Source organism: Rhodococcus sp. P-2 (assembly GCF_016598535.1).
Classification (GTDB): domain Bacteria; phylum Actinomycetota; class Actinomycetes; order Mycobacteriales; family Mycobacteriaceae; genus Rhodococcus_F; species Rhodococcus_F baikonurensis.
In genome coordinates, this window is sequence record NZ_CP066779.1 from 6,267,134 (window position 1) to 6,283,322 (window position 16,189).

Here is a 16,189-nt window from a genome sequence, read left to right on the forward strand (position 1 = left end):
CGTAAGTCACAGCAATATGGATATCACGGTGGGTACTCCGGAGCGGGAGCGCCAGCAAAGGGGAATCGTGCGAGTACGCGGAATGATTGCAGCATCCACACTGGTGGGGGGACTGCTTGTCGTAACAGGTCCAGCGGCCCTCACGGCCGGAAGCGCACCGTCCGGTGGGTCGCAGGTCCCCATCGCCCTCGCAGGCTCCGCCTCCGCTGCGCAGCCGGACTCTGTCGACTTCCTCCCGACGCCCCGCACCGTCCGAACGCAACGATCGGCCCCACCCAGCGATACGGTCGCCGGCGCTCCGGCAGCGCCCAACGCCGCGGCCGTCGTCCTCACCTCTCTGGGCATCCCCGAGATCGTTCTGAACGCGTACCGCTCCGCCGAACTGGTGATGATGACCGAGGCGCCGGGTTGCGGCATCCCCTGGCATCTCCTGGCCGGGATCGGACGCATCGAATCCGGTCACGCCAACGGCGGCAAGACGACCTCGGTGGGAACGACGGTCACCCCGATCCTCGGACCCGTCCTCGACGGCCGTCTGGCGGGCAACGAAGTCATTCGAGACACGGACAAGGGCGCGATCGACGGCGACCCCACTCACGACCGCGCCGTCGGGCCGATGCAGTTCATTCCGGCCACCTGGGCCGGATATGCCAGCGACGGTAACGGGGACGGAATCAAGGACCCCAACAACGTCTTCGACGCGGCGCTCTCGGCAGCGAAGTACCTCTGCAGCGGCGGACTCAACCTGCGCGACGTCGCCCAGGAGACCAAAGCTGTTCTGCGATACAACAACTCGGCCGCTTACGCAGCGAACGTGATCATGTGGTCGACGGCCTACAAGAACGGCGTCATCCCTTCCGGTCAGCTGCCGTACACCTCCGGCATCAACACCGGCAGCTCGGCGATCAACGCCGCCGCCTCGGCGGACTCCGCAGCTTCGGCCGTTCTCGCTGCTGCTGCCGCTACCGACCCGGCGGCCGGTGACAAGGAATCTGCGTCGACGACGCCGACCCCGACCACCACTCCTCTCTTCCCCGGCCTGCCCGACATGCCGGCGCTCTCACCCGAAATCCAGGCACTGATCCCACCTGGAGTCATGCCGACCAGCCCCACTCCGGGACCCGACGCCGCCCGGAACGCAGCTCCCGGTCCGATCATCCCGCTCCCCGTCCTCACCTCACGGGGTCTCGTCTGGCCGATTCTGACGGCTGAGGGATGGCGCTGGCCCGACGACATGTGTGTGATCCTTCCGGACCCCGCAGCACTGGACGCCTTGCAGGACGGCATCCTTCTGCCGTGCACCGTCCCGGGCATGGCAGTGGCCGCCACGGCACCCGTCACCACCGACGCAGCCCCCGCGGAATCTTCGCCGCCCGCCGCGCCCGCGCCTGAGCCAGCTCCGGCACCCGCCCCGGCTCCCGCGCCGGAGCCCGCCCCGGCGCCTGCGCCGGCATTCGTTCCGTTCTTCCCGGGCCTGCCCGGCATGCCCGCTCTGTAACCGAAAAATCACGAAAGAACAGTGCATATGCCCCAAACTGCCCTTCTAGATCACGGTTGAATAACGGAAACGCAACAAATCAGGTAGCCTCGACTCCGTCAGTTGAACGGAAAACCTCCTCGCGGAGGTTCAGGAGGCATACACAGTGGGTCGGCACAGCAAGAAGACAGATTCGCACATCCGTCGAAATTCGGTCATCGCGCTCACCGGACTCATCCCTATCGGACTCGTCACCGCAGCCAACACGGCCGGCGCCGCTCCCAAGGTTCCGTTCTTCAACACCAGCTCCGCAGAAACGGTGGACACTGCCGCGCAAGCCACGCAGGAACCGCAAGCCCAGATTCTGCCCGCCGTCGAAGCAATCGCCGAACCGGCACCCGCCCCCGCGCCGGAGCCCGCACCGTTGGCTCCCGTGCAGGCGACTCCCCCGCTCCCCGCCTCCATGGCCGAGGGCGCACTCGGAATCCCGAGCGTGAGCGTCGCCGCGTACCAGAACGCCGAGCGAATCCTCGCCGTCGAGAAGCCCAACTGCAACATGCACTGGACACTCCTCGCCGGAATCGGTCGCGTCGAATCGGGCCACGCGAACGACGGCAAGGACGCCGACGCGAACGGCAACCTCTACAAGCCCGTGATCGGCCTGCCGCTCAACGGCAGCCTGCCCGGCCAGGCCGTCATCATGGACACCGACGGCGGCGCCCTCGACGGCGACACCGTCTACGACCGCGCCGTCGGCCCCATGCAGTTCATTCCGTCCACCTGGAACCAGTACGCCGGCGACGGCAACGGTGACGGAATCGCCGACCCCCAGAACCTTTTCGACTCCGCACTGACCACCGGCAAGTACCTGTGCGACGGCGGACTCGACATGCAGGACGTCACCCAGGTTGCCTCCGCGATCCACCGCTACAACAACTCGGCCGCCTACGTCGCCAACGTTCTGGCCTGGTCGCTCGGGTACTCCACCGGCATCGTGCCCGCCGCATCGGACCTGCCGCGCATCCACTGACCTACCTGGACTTACCATGGAGTCATGTCTGTACTGACCGAGTCCGACGTTCGCTCCGCGCTCGCGCGAGTTCTGGACCCAGAGATCCGCAAACCCATCACCGAACTGGGGATGGTCAAGGGGATCACTCTCTCCAGTGACAACAGCGTCGACATCGGCATCTATCTCACGACCGCCGGTTGCCCGATGCGCACCGAGATCACCGAACGCGTCACCAAGGCCGTCGCCGACGTCGCCGGTGTCGGCGCGATCCGCGTCGAACTCGACGTCATGGACGACGCTCAGCGAACCGAGCTCCGCAAGTCGCTTCGCGGCGATTCCGCCGAGCCCGTCATCCCGTTCGCCCAGCCGGGTTCACTCACCCGCGTCTACGCCGTGGCCTCCGGCAAGGGCGGCGTCGGAAAGTCCAGTGTGACAGTCAATCTCGCGGCAGCCATGGCTGCTCGCGGATTGTCCGTCGGTGTCCTCGACGCGGATATCTACGGTCACTCCATCCCCCGCATGCTCGGTACCGACGCCAAGCCGACTCAGGTCGAGCGCATGATCATGCCGCCCGTCGCACACGACGTGAAGATGATCTCCATCGCGCAGTTCACCCAGGGCAACACTCCCGTCGTCTGGCGCGGCCCCATGCTGCACCGCGCGCTCCAGCAGTTCCTCGCCGACGTGTTCTGGGGCGATCTGGACGTGCTGCTGCTCGATCTGCCGCCCGGCACCGGTGACATCGCAATCTCGGTGGCTCAGCTCATCCCGAGTGCGGAAATCCTCGTCGTCACCACACCGCAGCAGGCTGCCGCCGAGGTCGCCGAGCGCGCCGGCGCCATCGCCCTGCAGACCCGTCAGCGCGTCGCCGGCGTCGTCGAGAACATGTCGTGGCTCGAACTTCCCGACGGCACCCGCATGGACGTCTTCGGTGAAGGCGGCGGGCAGACCGTCTCCGATCGCCTCACGAAGGCCGTCGGAGCCAAGGTTCCGCTTCTCGGACAGATTCCGCTGGATCCGTCCGTCCGCGAGGCAGGCGACGCCGGGACGCCGATCGTTCTCAGTGCTCCCGATTCACCCGCCGCGATCGCACTCAAGGACATCGCCGACAAGTTGGCCGTCCGTCAGCGTGGGCTGGCCGGAATGTCGCTCGGTATCAATACGGTTCGCAACCTGTAGAACGCCCTCATACGAAAGGGCGCCTGTCACCGATCGGTGACAGGCGCCCTTTCGTATGTCGAATCTAGGTTGCGTCGAAGTCCACAGGAGGACGTTCGCCCGCGGTGAGTGGCTTGTCCTTCGACAGCGTCTTCGGCTCCTGCACTCCACTCTGCGGCTTCTTGTCGAAGTTGCCCGTGAAGATGGAGTCGTCGCCGTCGAGAAGGTGTTGGGTGATCACGGCGCGCGGCGTCATCCCGCGCAGCTTGTTCAGATCTGCGAGTGGTTTACGCAGATCCTCGAAATCGGTACCCAGTTCTTCCTTGAGCTGATTGGAAGCGCCCGAAGCATATTCGCGCACCTGCCTCAGGGATTTCGTGACCCAGGAGACCGCACCAGGAAGCCGCTCAGGTCCCAAGATGACCAGAGCCGCTACGAGGAGGATCATGAACTCGCCCCAACCGATGTTGCCAAACACAGGGTCAGCCTACTGTGTGCTCGCTCGGTGCGCGCATGTCCGGATCAACCTCACAGGAAGATCGCAGGGTCCGATCAGTCGGACACCGGCGTGACCGAAATGTCGACCTGCCGTCCGTCGCGGATCAACTGGACGTTGACCGGCTGATCGACAGTCGTCGCGTTGACGGCAACCACCAATTCGTCGGCACTGGTGACCGGGCGGTCACCGACCTTGACGATGACGTCACCCTCGACGATCCCCGCACGTTGCGCTGGGCTGCCATCGCGGACGTTGGCCACGGCAGCGCCGCTGGTCGCGTCGTTGACCGCGGTACGGGCATTCACGCCGATGTCGGGATGATGAACCTTGCCGTCGCGGATGATGGTCTGCGCCACCTCGGTGACCGTGTCGATCGGAATCGCGAAGCCGAGCCCGACCGAACCACCGGACTCGCTGAGCATTGCGGTGTTGATGCCGATGACGCGGGCTTCGTCGTCGACGAGCGCACCACCGGAGTTGCCGTGGTTGATCGCCGCGTCGGTCTGAACGGCGTCGATGACGGCGTTGGTGTCGGTGCCTTCACCCGACAACCGCAGCGGCCGATTCAACGCACTGACGATTCCGCGAGTGACGGTCTTGCTCAACCCGAGCGGTGAGCCGACGGCGACGACGTCGTCACCTACCTGGACGTCTTCGGATTTTCCGAGCTGGGCGACCGTCAGATTGTTGGCCGAGACTTTGAGCACCGCGAGGTCTGTCTTGACGTCTCGGCCGACGATCTGGGCGTCGGTCTTGGTTCCGTCGGAGAAGATCACCTGGATCTTCGCGTCTTGTGCCGGCGGTACGGCCGAGGAGATCACGTGGTTGTTGGTGACGATGTATCCCTCACCCGAGATGACAACACCGGATCCGGTACTTCCCTGGTCACCGACGGCGACCTGAATCGACACCACGGAAGGCAGCACCGCGTCGGCGACCTTCGCCACCTGCGACTCCGGCTGTTCGCCGCCGCCGGATTGAACGAGCGTGACACGTGAGCTGGTGAGCGAACTGCGATCGGCAGTGATGACCGTGGCGAGTAACCCGCCGACGAGCGCGATGACCAACGCCATGCCTGCAAGCGCGGCCAGTGCCGAAGGGGCGACCTTGCGACCGAACAACAACTCACGCACATCGAGTTTCTGGGCGGGAGGCAACTGCACCGGCGCCTCGGACGCTGCTGGATTTCCCAGTGAGACCGCGGATTCAGGATCGCGCCACGGATCGCTCGGCGGTTCTTCGTCGGGAGTGCTGTCGGCCGACGCCTCGGGATCGCGACCGATCGACTCGGTTGCGTCTGCGGGTCGACCGAACGCTTCGGCCAGAACCGGATCCGGAGTCCCGATCACGACGTCGGAAGACGGGGTCGATCGCGCGGCAACCGGAGTGAACGAGCCCTCGACTCCGCTCGGCCGACCGAACACCTGGCGCGAGGCCGGATCGATCTGAGGTCGGTACACCGGGCGGGGGTCGAGTACCGGCGCATCTGCCGGTCGATCCACCGAACCGTTTGCCGAAGAATCCGAGCTCACTCCGGAGTGCCCCCTTTTTCCGTCAGTCACGTCGTCCAGTATCACTGATCCGCGCCGGGAAGCAGGCGCGCGGCGTCATTTGCGCCAGCGACGGGACAACCGCTTGCTGATGGTGGAGAAGCCCGCAGGCTGATTACCGACGGAACTGTCGGCGTTTTCCGAATTTGGTCCGGTACTCGGACTGTTGCACGAGGGAATCTGACTGAGAAGTCCCACCAGGGACAACGGCATCGTCATCTCGCCGCTTCGACGCAGTGCACCACGTGCCTGCTGCTGAGCATCGACGGCCGCAGCGCACTCGGCGCAGATCGAGATGTGATGCGAGGCCCGCAAGTAGGCCTGCATTCGGAGTTCCCCGTCGACGTAGGCAGCGATTGCCTCGCTGGCCAGATGTTCGGTCGAACCGAACTGGCGATGTGCCCGCGCCTCCGTCATTCGTCCCTCCAGGTGATTGACCACGTCCCGCTCTGTAGCTCGAACCCGACCGTCAGAAACCGACGAGTTCGGATTCGGCTGCGCGCTGCGCTGCCAGATGATCACGAATCGCCTGTCGCCCACGATGGATACGGCTACGAACCGTTCCGAGCTTCACTCCCAGTGTGGCACCGATTTCCTCGTATGACAGACCTTCGATGTCACAGAGCACGACAGCAGCGCGAAATTCAGGTGCGAGTGAGTCGAGCGCGGCCTGCAGACCTGCGTCGAGGCGCGCGTCGTGGTAGATCTGCTCGGGGTCCGGGCCGGGTGAGGGAACACGGTCGTAGTCCTCGGGCAGTGCTTCCATACGGATGCGGTTGCGTCGGCGAACCATGTCGAGGAACAGATTTGTCGTGATGCGGTGCAGCCAGCCCTCGAACGTTCCGGGCTGATAATCGGAGAGCGAGCGGAACACCCGAATGAAGGTGTCCTGCGTCAAGTCCTCGGCGTCCTGGGCATCGCCTGACAACCGGTAAGCCAGGCGGTACACCCGGTCACCATGTTGACGCACGAGTTCGTCCCAAGACGGCATGGAGGACTTCTCACCAGTTGCATCGAACACAGCTGTGCCGATCAATTCGGAATCCACAGCCGATTCCGTCGTCAAAACTTCCGACTCTCGAGGGCGAGGCTCGTCGTTGACCTGGTAAATAAGTTGATCCTCCTGCTCGGGATCGCGTAGTTCGATCACCGCGTTGTCCGAATCACGTGATGCGCGATATTCGGGAGAACCAGCCGATGCTGTGATTTGTTCCCGATCACCGAGCTGCGAAAGACCAACTTGGTAGAAATCGATACCGCCGTGCGATCTTCGATCCGGCGATGTATACACCTTTTCTCATCGCGGTGTGCACGCCATATGAGGAGCCTGAGGGATTCCTGAGAATCCTGGTGACTGCGCGCCTTGCAGCGACAATCCGAACCGCCCGATAACCTCATGAGCGTGACCCACGCCGAACAGATACTCCGCCACGTCGAGGACGTAGTTTCCGAGGACGAGATTTTGACCGCGGCGCGAGATCGAGCGCTGGATCTCGGAGCCCATCCGGTGACGCCTGCCGTCGGCGCGACTCTCGCGATGTTCGCGAGAATGCTCGACGCGAAGACGGCCGTCGAGGTGGGTACCGGAGCCGGCGTGAGCAGCCTGTGGCTTCTGCACGGAATGCGTGACGACGGCGTTCTGACCACGATCGACAGCGAACCCGAACATCAGCGTGCAGCCAAGCTGACCTTTCGCGAAAGCGGCATCGCTCCGGCACGCACTCGCCTGATCAACGGACGGGCTCTCGATGTCCTTCCCCGTCTCGCCGACGGTGGCTACGACCTGGTCTTCGTCGACTGCGCCGCAATCGACCACCCGCATTACGTCCGCGAAGGTGTCCGGTTGCTGCGCTCCGGCGGTGTCATCGTTCTGCACAACGCCCTCGCCGACGGCCGCGTTGCCGACAGCTCCGCCCGCGACGCGACAACTGTCGCGGTCCGAGAAGCGGCAAAGGCCGTAACCGAGGACGAGCGACTCATTCGAGTCCTGCTCCCCCTCGGCGACGGCCTCCTCTGCGCGAGCAAGCTCTAGATCCAGACGCCCTTACCGATGGCGACGACGCCGCCCTGACTGACGGCGAATCGTTCGCGGTCACGTTCGAGGTCGACACCGATGATTTCGCCGTCACCGACGACGACGTTCTTGTCGAGGATGGCACGCCGCACGACGGCGCCCTTGCCGATGCGCACACCCGGCATCAGCACACTGCCCTCGACCGTCGCGCCGTCTTCGATCATGACGTTGGAACTGAGCACCGAATTGCGCACGGTCGCGGCAGAGAGGATCGACCCCGCACCGACCACCGATTCCTGTGCGAGTCCGCCCTTCACGAACTTGGCGGGCGCGAGATTCTCGGTGGCGCCGCGGATGGGCCAGCGGCGGTTGTAGAGGTTGAAGATCGGGTGCACCGACACGAGGTCCATGTGAGCGTCGTAGAAGGCGTCGAGGGTACCGACGTCACGCCAGTAACCGCGGTCGCGATCGGTGGCACCGGGAACGACGTTGTCCTTGAAGTCGTAGACCGACGCCTCACCCGCAGCGACCAAGGCGGGAATGATGTCGCCGCCCATGTCGTGATCGGAATCGGAGTTCTCCGAATCGGCGCGGATGGCGTCCACGAGCACCTTGGTGGTGAACACATAGTTACCCATGGACGCGAACGTCGAATTGGGGTCGTCCGGTGTCCCGGGAGGATGGGCGGGCTTCTCGAGGAACTGGGTGATGCGTCCGGACTCGTCGCTGTCGATGCAGCCGAAAGCAAAAGCCTCGCTTCGCGGTACACGAATACCGGCGACCGTCACCCCTGCCCCGGATTCGATGTGGTGCTGCACCATCTGTTCCGGATCCATCCGGTACACGTGGTCGGCACCGAAAACCACGATGTACTCGGGGTCCTCGTCGTAAACGAGATTGAGCGACTGCAGGATTGCATCGGCGCTGCCGGTGTACCAGCGCGGCCCGAGCCGCTGCTGGGCCGGGACCGGAGTGATGTACTCACCCGCGAACCCGGACAATCGCCACGTCTGCGAAATGTGGCGGTCGAGTGAATGTGACTTGTATTGCGTCAACACACAAATACGCAGATATCCCGCGTTGACAAGGTTGCTCAACACGAAGTCGATAAGTCGATATGCACCTCCGAAGGGCACTGCGGGCTTCGCTCTGTCCGCGGTCAGCGGATACAAGCGTTTGCCCTCGCCCCCGGCGAGCACGATTCCAAGCACATGCGGCTGGCTTCTCACACCGCTAACCTATCCGCACTGGTGAACTCCCGCTAGCGAAGCAGTCCGAGAGGTCCGATCGTGTCCCCTCCAGGCGGACGGGGTTACGTTCGATCGGTAGCCGGATCGACCACGGGCGGTTAGGTTTAGCGCGTGCGAGTCGCGATGATGACCAAGGAATACCCGCCGGAGATCTACGGCGGCGCAGGAGTACACGTAACCGAGCTTGTCGCTCAGATGAAGCGGTTGTGCGAGGTCGACGTGCACTGCATGGGCGCCCCGCGCGAAGGCGCGATCGTCCACTCACCCGACCCCGCTCTCGCCGGATCCAACCCCGCCTTGACGACGCTCTCCACCGAGCTGCGGATGGCGGATGCCGCAGCCGGCGTCGACATCGTCCACTCCCACACCTGGTACACCGGACTGGCCGGGCATCTCGCCTCGGCGCTCTACGACGTACCGCACATCCTCACTGCCCACTCACTCGAGCCCAGACGCCCGTGGAAGGCCGAACAGCTAGGTGGTGGCTATCGGATCTCGTCGTGGTCCGAACGCAACGCCGTCGAGCACGCAGACGCGATCATCGCCGTCAGTTCCGGTATGCGACTCGACGTCCTCGACGCGTACCCCGCTGTCGATCCGAGTCGCGTGCACGTCGTACGCAACGGAATCGACACCGAGGTTTGGCATCCCGGTGGAGCGGCACCGGGAGCGCAGTCCGCACTCGCGTCGATCGGCGTCGACCCGGCGAAACCCGTCGTGGCCTTTGTCGGACGGATCACGAGACAAAAGGGCGTCGGGCACCTCGTCGCAGCAGCACACCACTTCGATCCGGAGATTCAACTCGTGCTGTGCGCCGGTGCGCCCGATACACCGGAGATCGCCGCCGAGACCGAGAAGGCGGTGGCCGAACTCGCCAGGCACCGGGGCAATGTCTTCTGGGTGCGCGAAATGCTACCCACGGAGCAGATCAGGGAAATACTCTCGGCAGCAACGGTATTCGTCTGCCCTTCGGTCTACGAGCCCCTCGGGATCGTCAATCTCGAAGCCATGGCGTGCGAGACCGCCGTGGTCGCTTCCGATGTCGGCGGCATCCCCGAGGTGGTCGCCGACGGCGTGACCGGACGACTCGTGCACTACAACGCCTACGAGCCGATCGCATTCGAGGAGTCACTCGCGGCCACCGTCAATGCCGTTGTCGCCGACCGAGAAGGCGCAGACGCGATGGGTCGTGCAGGCAGAATCCGTGCGATCGACGAGTTCTCCTGGGCCGAAATAGCCAAGCAGACGCTCGAGGTCTACGCGGACGCCGTCACGAGACGCTGATCCGCGTCAGATCTTGCGATAGGTCGAGACCGTCGCCGACGCGGTGACGGTGCTCGGCTGTGGCAGTTTCGCCACGGCGGCAGCCAGATCGGCGGGCGTCAGGTGTCTCGCCGACGGTCCCATCCCCACCAGGTCGAGAACATCCTGGTGCGAGAGCGACATCGTGAACTCGACCTCGTCGCTACTCACGCGCTCGAAATAGCCGGCCATCGACGATTCGAGACGTTCCACCTTGCGATCGTCGACCTTGACCATTGCGAGAATGTCGATCAGCTCACGCAGATGCCTGTCAGTGGGCGTCAAGACCACCAGAACGCCGTCATCGGCGAGAATTCGATGGGACTGCGGACCGTTGCGTGGTGCGAACACACAGAGCACGTGAGAGAGCGCTCCGTCCCGAATCGGCAGTGGTTGCCAGACGTCCGCGACGATCGAGCCGATCCTTTCGTGGACCTTCGCTGCTCGCCGTGCCGCAAATTTGGACACGTCCAAGGCTATCGCCCGAGAATCGGCAAGCGAATCCACGACGTGTGCGAGGTATTGTCCTGTGCCTGCACCGATTTCGACAATCCGCGCCGGTTCCGACCCTGCCGTCGTCACGCAGGCCCGCGAGACGGCATCCATCAGCGGACCGAAGTGGCCGGCGCCGAGCAACCGTGCACGCGCGGCGATCATCTCGGCACTGTCGCCGGTGAACTTCGTGGCACCGCCACTGATCAGGCTCACGTAGCCCTGGCGAGCGACGTCGAATCGATGTCCGCGGTCGCACTCGACGGCGCCGTCCACCAATTCCAACTCGGCAGCACACTGCGGGCAGGACAGAAGATCGATCACGGTGGCAAGCATTGATCCGTCCTTTCGGCTACCGGTGGTGCGCACACACTTCAGGCCCCGTACCGAATCGGATACGGAGCCTGCGTGCAATCACGTGCTGTTGTTCGTACTGCTACAACCTGGACCCGACTAGCTGGTGACGTTCGTGAGTTCCACACCGAGCGCTGCAGCTTCATCCGGGGTCAGCTCGACGACGAGGCGTCCGCCACCCTCGAGTGGAACCCGCATGACGATTCCTCGTCCCTCTTTGGTTGCTTCGAGGGGACCGTCCCCGGTCCGGGGCTTCATGGCCGCCATCCTCTGCTCCCTCCAGATCTGCGCTGCATTGCTCTGCGCCTCGACTAACGGTGCGCCCCGCCAACAATCAGCGAGGCTCGTACCCTCCATTGTTCCCTATGGATGCGGGAACCGGGAATCTGAGTCACATTTAGGGGTGTTCAGTCGACCGTCACACCTGCGCCGGAACCCAGCAATCAGCCACGTGATCGTCGACCATTCCGGTAGCCTGCATGAGCGCATAAGCCGTGGTAGGACCCACAAACTTGAACCCGCGCCGCTTGAGTTCCTTGGCCATGGCAGTCGACTCGGGAGTGACCGCCGGAACCTCTGCAATTGATGTCAGTCTTCTGGTGCGTCGAGGCGGCGAGAACGACCAGAGTAACGAATCGAGGTCCAGATCGGGTGAATTCACGAGCACTCGGGCGTTGGAAATCGTCGCCTCGATCTTCGCGCGATTGCGGACGATCGCGGCATCGGAGAGCAGTCTCTCCACGTCCGCAACTCCGTACGCTGCGACCTTGTCCGGATCGAACCCGTCGAAGGCTTCGCGAAACGCCTCGCGTTTACGCAGAATCGTGATCCACGACAGTCCCGATTGGAATGCTTCGAGGGCGAGCCGCTCGAACAGTTCGTCGCGCCCGTGCAGCGGACGCCCCCACTCCTCGTCGTGATAGTCGCGGTACAGCGTGTCACCGGGCGTCTCGACCACCCAGCCGCACCGAACCAGTCCGTCTGTCATCAGCCCTGGGAATCCTTCGATTCGGATTCGGTCGCAGGCGCCTCCTGCGATGCTTCGGCCTTGGCCGGAGCATCCGCCTTCACCAGGACCTCAGACCGCTCGTCACGGCCCAGTTGTGCACGCAGAGAATCGATTTCCAACCCGAGGCGATGCAGGGCCCAATCCACTTCACTCGCCTTGTAGCCGCGCAGCACCTGCTGAAAACGCAGAGCGTCGACATCCGCACCGGTGACATCCTCTGCCGGGAGTACGGTCGCCGTCGTGCCAGGAGGCAGCGGCGGCAGCTCTTCCGAGCGCCCGAACACAGCACTGGCGGCGAGGAAGATCATCGCGCCGACCAGTGCCATGACAATCAGGTACAGGAGGATCGTCATCATGGACCGATACTCCCATACCCGAGTGTGAGCGGTCAGACCCCCGCGGTGCGCACTATCGAATTCATCGGGGGTCGATCGAGCAGCGATACCTCCGTGGTCTCGGGCACGAAAGAATCACCGTCGACCAGGAATTGGGTCAACCCCGCGCCCGAATCCTCGATCCCGCACCGCCTGAGCATCGTTCCGATGATCTGCCGACTCATCACGCCGAGATCGGCGAGCGGCCGGTTGCGATGCTTGCGCACACCGAGATTGACCTGACCGATCGCCGCCAGTCCCAACGTGTCGTACGTGTCGAGCAGCAAGCCGATCTCGACGCCGTAGCCGGGGGCGAACGGGACAGCCGAGAGCAACTCACGGGTGCCGGCGTATTCACCGCCGAGTGGTTGCAGTACGGACGTGAGTTCGGGCCGCAGCGCAGCCAACATGGGCCGCGCAACCAATTCCGTGACTCGTCCGCCGCCATTGGCGTCTTCCGTGCCGCTCACGCGCAGCGGGCGGCGGTAGTAACCCTTCACCAGATGGATGCCGTCCACCGTGAGCAACGGGCCCAGCAGTTTGGGCACGAACGCCGGATCGGGATTGATGAGGTCGGAATCGACGAATGCGATCAGATCGCCCGTCGTTGCGGCGACCGAACGCCAGAGCACCTCACCTTTGCCTGCGGTCGGCGGGATGGACGGAACTGCGCTCTCACGACTGATCACCGTCGCTCCGGCCGCGCGCGCACGCTCGGCAGTACGGTCGGTGGAACCGGAATCGAGAACGATCAATTCGTCGACCAAGCCCCCGAGCAAGGGATGAATGGTGTCGACCACCGCAGCAACGGTGTCTTCTTCGTTGAGCGCGGGCAACACCACCGAGACGGTTCGGCCGCCCTTCGCCCGTTCGAGTTCGGCGACCGTCCAACTCGGATGGTCCCAACTGTTGGCTTCTGCCCATACGCGGGTCGGGCCCGCACCGGTGATACTCATGCCAGACCTCGAACCGTACGTACCGGGGCGCGGCGTCCCTGGATCGCGGCCACCATGTCGACTACTCGACGGGTGGACGCCACCTCGTGAACACGGAACACCCGGGCGCCGCCCGCCGCGGCCATTGCTGTCGCTGCCAATGTTCCCTCCAACCTCTCGGAAAGCTCCACACCAAGAGTCTCCCCGATGAAGTCCTTATTACTCAGCGCCATCAGCACTGGCCACCCGGTGTTTACAAGAACGTCCACTTTCCGCAACAACTCGAGCCCGTGGAAGGTGTTCTTACCGAAATCGTGGGTGGGATCGATCAGAATCGCATCGCGCGGAACTCCGAGCGCCAAGGCGCGTTCTGCTGCCGACACCACCTCGGTGACCACATCTGCGACGACGTCGTCGTAGCGGACACGGTGGGGGCGCGTGCGCGGAACTGCGCCGCCGGTGTGCGAGCAGACGATTCCGGCACCCGTCTCGGCGGCGACCACGACGAGTTCGGGATCCGCACCAGCCCACGTGTCGTTGATCAGGTCGGCACCTTCGTCGCGTGCCAGCCGTGCGACGCCACTTCGCCAGGTGTCGACGCTGATGATCAACTCGGGGTACTTGGCTCTGATCGCGGCGACGAACGGAACGACTCGCCTGACCTCTTCGTCGGCGTCGACGAGGTCACCGGGCCCGGCTTTCACTCCCCCGATGTCCACCAGATCGGCGCCTTCGTCGACGGCCCGATCGACGGCAGCCATCGCTGCCGAGTCCGAGAACGTCGCGCCCTGGTCGTAGAAGGAATCGGGAGTGCGGTTGACGATCGCCATCACCAATGCACGGTCGACCGCGACCGGACGCCCACACAGGGTGGGCGCCGGGCCTGGCTGCGCGGTCGAACCGGAGAGTGAAGACATGCCACTCATACTGGCATGACGGAACTCGGTCTAGCCCTTGGGTACCGAGCCTGCCGCGACCTTTCCGACGTATTCGTCGTACGAGTCCACATAACCACCCTCGCGGCCTTCGAGAACGTGCAGAGTGTCGGCGCCGACGTCGTAACCTTCGTTGCGCAATTCCACCTTGCGCGACTTGAAAGTGCTGGTGTGTTCGAGTGAGTCGACGATGCGGATGAACAGCGGGACCGCGTAGTTGGGGAGCTTGCCGTAGAGGTGAGCCGCGACTTCGGTGCCCTCGAAACTCCCGCCGTCCCGCAGCTTGACCGCTGCCATGCCCGCGCGACCGTCGGTGCCCGGAATCTCGACGCCGTAGACAACTGCTTCCTCGACGGCCGGGTGCGAACTCAGCGCGCCCTCGACCTCCGTGGTGGCTACGTTCTCACCCTTCCACCGGAAGGTGTCACCGAGGCGGTCGACGAAGGCGACGTGGCCCCATCCCTGCTTGCGCACCAGGTCTCCGGTGTCGAACCAGGTGTCGTCGTCCTTGAATCCGCCACGTACCAGCTTGCTGTTGCTCGCCGCTTCGTCGGTGTAGCCGTCGAAAGGTGCTCGGTCGGTGACTTTGGACAGTAGGAGCCCGACCTGACCCGTGGAAACCTTGCGCAGTCGACCATCGGCTCCCCGCAACGCTTTTCCGGTGTTCTCGTCGAACTCCACCACGGCGTGCGGCAACGGGCAGATACCTGCTGTCTTGTCCACGTTGAGTGCGTTGACGAACGCGATGTTGCATTCGCTCGCACCGTAGAACTCGGCGACGCGGGGAATGCCGAACCGCGCAGTGAACTCGGCCCAGATCTCCGGGCGCAGACCGTTACCCACCATCAGCCGAACTGCGTTGTCGCTGTCGGTCGGCTTGGCCGGCTGGTTGAGCAGATAGCGGCACAGTTCACCGATGTAGGTGAATGCGGTCGCCTTGTTGAGTGCGATGTCGTCCCAGAACCGCGAGGCGGAGAACTGACGTCCGATCGCGATGGTCGCACCGGACGCGAGCACCGACGACAGCGATACCGTCAACGCGTTGTTGTGATAGAGCGGCAGGCAGCAGTACAGAGTGTCCGAGCCCCGCAAGCGCACGCCCATCAACCCGAGACCGGACATCGACTTCAACCAGCGGAAGTGAGTCATCAAGCTCGCCTTGGGCATTCCGGTGGTGCCCGAGGTGAAGATGTAGAACGCCTTCTCCTCCGCCAGCACCTCGGCGGTGACCGCCGGGTTGGCCGGATCAGCCGTCTTCGCCAGATCGGAGAGTTCGCTGACAAGAAGTTGATCGGGCCCGGTAAATCCGGCGGGCAACGATTCGAGGGCTTCCTCGCACTCGTCGGCGACCACCAGGACGCGAGCGTCGAGCAGCGTAAGGCTGTGTGCCAGAACGTCGTCGCGCTGGTTGTAGTTCAGCATTCCTGCCGCGGCACCGAGCTTGACGGCAGCGAGTGCAACCAACAGGGCTTCAGGAGTGTTCTTTGCCAGAACGCCGACGACGTCTCCGCGGTCGACGCCTCGGCCACGAAGTACATCCGCGTAGCGATTGACCAGTTCGTTGGCCTCCGCGTAACTGGTCGCGTGGCCCTCGAACCGGATGAACGGGCGCGACGGGTGCGCGTGCGCGGCCTTCTGGAAGATCAACCCGATCGATTCCTTGGCCGAAGGCTTGCGTGTGAGCCCGGCGGCCCCCCGCGCCAGGATCGGCACCTCGGTGATCATCGACGGCAGTTTTGCCGCCAGATCCAGCAGGCCGACGGTCGAACGGGCTTCCGAACTCATGGCTCCCCTAACACGTATCCGGCGCCCATTCGGCCGCCCAGTC

The 16,189-nt window shown here is 64.1% G+C and carries 17 protein-coding genes; 5 read left to right on the plus strand and 12 right to left on the minus strand.

Annotated elements, in window-relative coordinates:
- Positions 1 to 28: 28 nt before the first annotated feature.
- From I7X09_RS29040 to I7X09_RS29050, 3 genes are all read left to right on the plus strand, one after another.
- Entirely contained in the window at positions 29 to 1,498 is a 1,470-nt protein-coding gene (locus I7X09_RS29040) for a lytic transglycosylase domain-containing protein (RefSeq protein ID WP_234036751.1), read from the plus strand.
- A gap of 145 nt (positions 1,499 to 1,643) precedes the next feature.
- A complete protein-coding gene (locus I7X09_RS29045; protein WP_095972903.1) occupies positions 1,644 to 2,507 on the plus strand; it encodes a lytic transglycosylase domain-containing protein in 864 nt (287 codons plus the stop codon).
- Positions 2,508 to 2,531: 24 nt separating this feature from the next.
- The gene (locus I7X09_RS29050) at positions 2,532 to 3,668 is read left to right on the plus strand and encodes an Mrp/NBP35 family ATP-binding protein (RefSeq protein ID WP_095972904.1); all 1,137 of its coding nucleotides are present in this window, start codon (positions 2,532 to 2,534) and stop codon (positions 3,666 to 3,668) included.
- Between the two features lie 64 nt (positions 3,669 to 3,732).
- Here I7X09_RS29050 and tatB read toward each other — a convergent pair whose 3' ends face one another.
- The 4 genes from tatB to sigE form a co-directional block, all read right to left on the minus strand.
- The gene (gene tatB / locus I7X09_RS29055; protein WP_003945177.1) at positions 3,733 to 4,125 is read right to left on the minus strand and encodes a Sec-independent protein translocase protein TatB; all 393 of its coding nucleotides are present in this window, start codon (positions 4,123 to 4,125) and stop codon (positions 3,733 to 3,735) included.
- Between the two features lie 74 nt (positions 4,126 to 4,199).
- Positions 4,200 to 5,678, minus strand: a complete 1,479-nt coding sequence (locus I7X09_RS29060) for a S1C family serine protease (protein WP_200318145.1) — start codon at positions 5,676 to 5,678, stop codon at positions 4,200 to 4,202.
- Positions 5,679 to 5,753: 75 nt separating this feature from the next.
- Positions 5,754 to 6,113 carry an RNA polymerase subunit sigma-70 gene (locus I7X09_RS29065; RefSeq protein WP_095972923.1) on the minus strand — a complete coding sequence of 120 codons (360 nt, stop codon included), beginning with the start codon at positions 6,111 to 6,113 and terminating at the stop codon, positions 5,754 to 5,756.
- A 52-nt stretch (positions 6,114 to 6,165) separates the two neighbouring features.
- On the minus strand, positions 6,166 to 6,762 hold the full coding sequence (gene sigE, locus I7X09_RS29070) for an RNA polymerase sigma factor SigE (protein WP_029255812.1): 597 nt from the start codon (positions 6,760 to 6,762) through the stop codon (positions 6,166 to 6,168).
- 330 nt (positions 6,763 to 7,092) lie between these two features.
- Between sigE and I7X09_RS29075 the strand changes: the two genes are divergently transcribed.
- The gene (locus tag I7X09_RS29075) at positions 7,093 to 7,728 is read left to right on the plus strand and encodes an O-methyltransferase (protein ID WP_007736091.1); all 636 of its coding nucleotides are present in this window, start codon (positions 7,093 to 7,095) and stop codon (positions 7,726 to 7,728) included.
- Here I7X09_RS29075 and glgC read toward each other — a convergent pair.
- Entirely contained in the window at positions 7,725 to 8,939 is a 1,215-nt protein-coding gene (gene glgC, locus I7X09_RS29080) for a glucose-1-phosphate adenylyltransferase (protein WP_003945185.1), read from the minus strand. The genes I7X09_RS29075 and glgC overlap by 4 nt on opposite strands.
- 132 nt (positions 8,940 to 9,071) lie before the next feature.
- On the opposite strand from glgC, the gene glgA reads away from it, so the two are divergent.
- Positions 9,072 to 10,244, plus strand: coding sequence for a glycogen synthase (gene glgA / locus I7X09_RS29085; RefSeq protein WP_200314899.1), 1,173 nt, complete (start codon positions 9,072 to 9,074; stop codon positions 10,242 to 10,244).
- A gap of 6 nt (positions 10,245 to 10,250) precedes the next feature.
- On the opposite strand, the gene I7X09_RS29090 is transcribed toward glgA, so the two are convergent.
- The 7 genes from I7X09_RS29090 to I7X09_RS29120 form a co-directional block, all read right to left on the minus strand.
- Entirely contained in the window at positions 10,251 to 11,090 is an 840-nt protein-coding gene (locus tag I7X09_RS29090; RefSeq protein ID WP_200314901.1) for a putative RNA methyltransferase, read from the minus strand.
- Positions 11,091 to 11,207: 117 nt separating this feature from the next.
- Positions 11,208 to 11,375 carry a DUF3117 domain-containing protein gene (locus I7X09_RS29095; protein ID WP_003945169.1) on the minus strand — a complete coding sequence of 56 codons (168 nt, stop codon included), beginning with the start codon at positions 11,373 to 11,375 and terminating at the stop codon, positions 11,208 to 11,210.
- A gap of 151 nt (positions 11,376 to 11,526) precedes the next feature.
- Complete coding sequence (locus tag I7X09_RS29100) at positions 11,527 to 12,096, minus strand: DNA-3-methyladenine glycosylase I (RefSeq protein WP_166813459.1); 570 nt, start codon at positions 12,094 to 12,096, stop codon at positions 11,527 to 11,529.
- Positions 12,096 to 12,473: a DivIVA domain-containing protein gene (locus I7X09_RS29105; RefSeq protein ID WP_124569919.1), complete on the minus strand. Its 378-nt coding sequence runs from the start codon at positions 12,471 to 12,473 to the stop codon at positions 12,096 to 12,098. Before I7X09_RS29105 ends, I7X09_RS29100 begins: the two co-directional genes overlap by 1 nt.
- Positions 12,474 to 12,505: 32 nt before the next feature.
- Entirely contained in the window at positions 12,506 to 13,447 is a 942-nt protein-coding gene (locus I7X09_RS29110) for a glucosyl-3-phosphoglycerate synthase (RefSeq protein ID WP_019749363.1), read from the minus strand.
- Positions 13,444 to 14,343 (minus strand): dihydropteroate synthase, encoded by a 900-nt coding sequence (gene folP / locus I7X09_RS29115; protein WP_095972909.1) that lies wholly within the window; start codon positions 14,341 to 14,343, stop codon positions 13,444 to 13,446. The genes I7X09_RS29110 and folP overlap by 4 nt, the downstream gene beginning before the upstream one ends.
- Positions 14,344 to 14,373: 30 nt before the next feature.
- Positions 14,374 to 16,146: a long-chain-acyl-CoA synthetase gene (locus I7X09_RS29120; protein ID WP_166813461.1), complete on the minus strand. Its 1,773-nt coding sequence runs from the start codon at positions 16,144 to 16,146 to the stop codon at positions 14,374 to 14,376.
- Between the last annotated feature and the right edge of the window lie 43 nt (positions 16,147 to 16,189).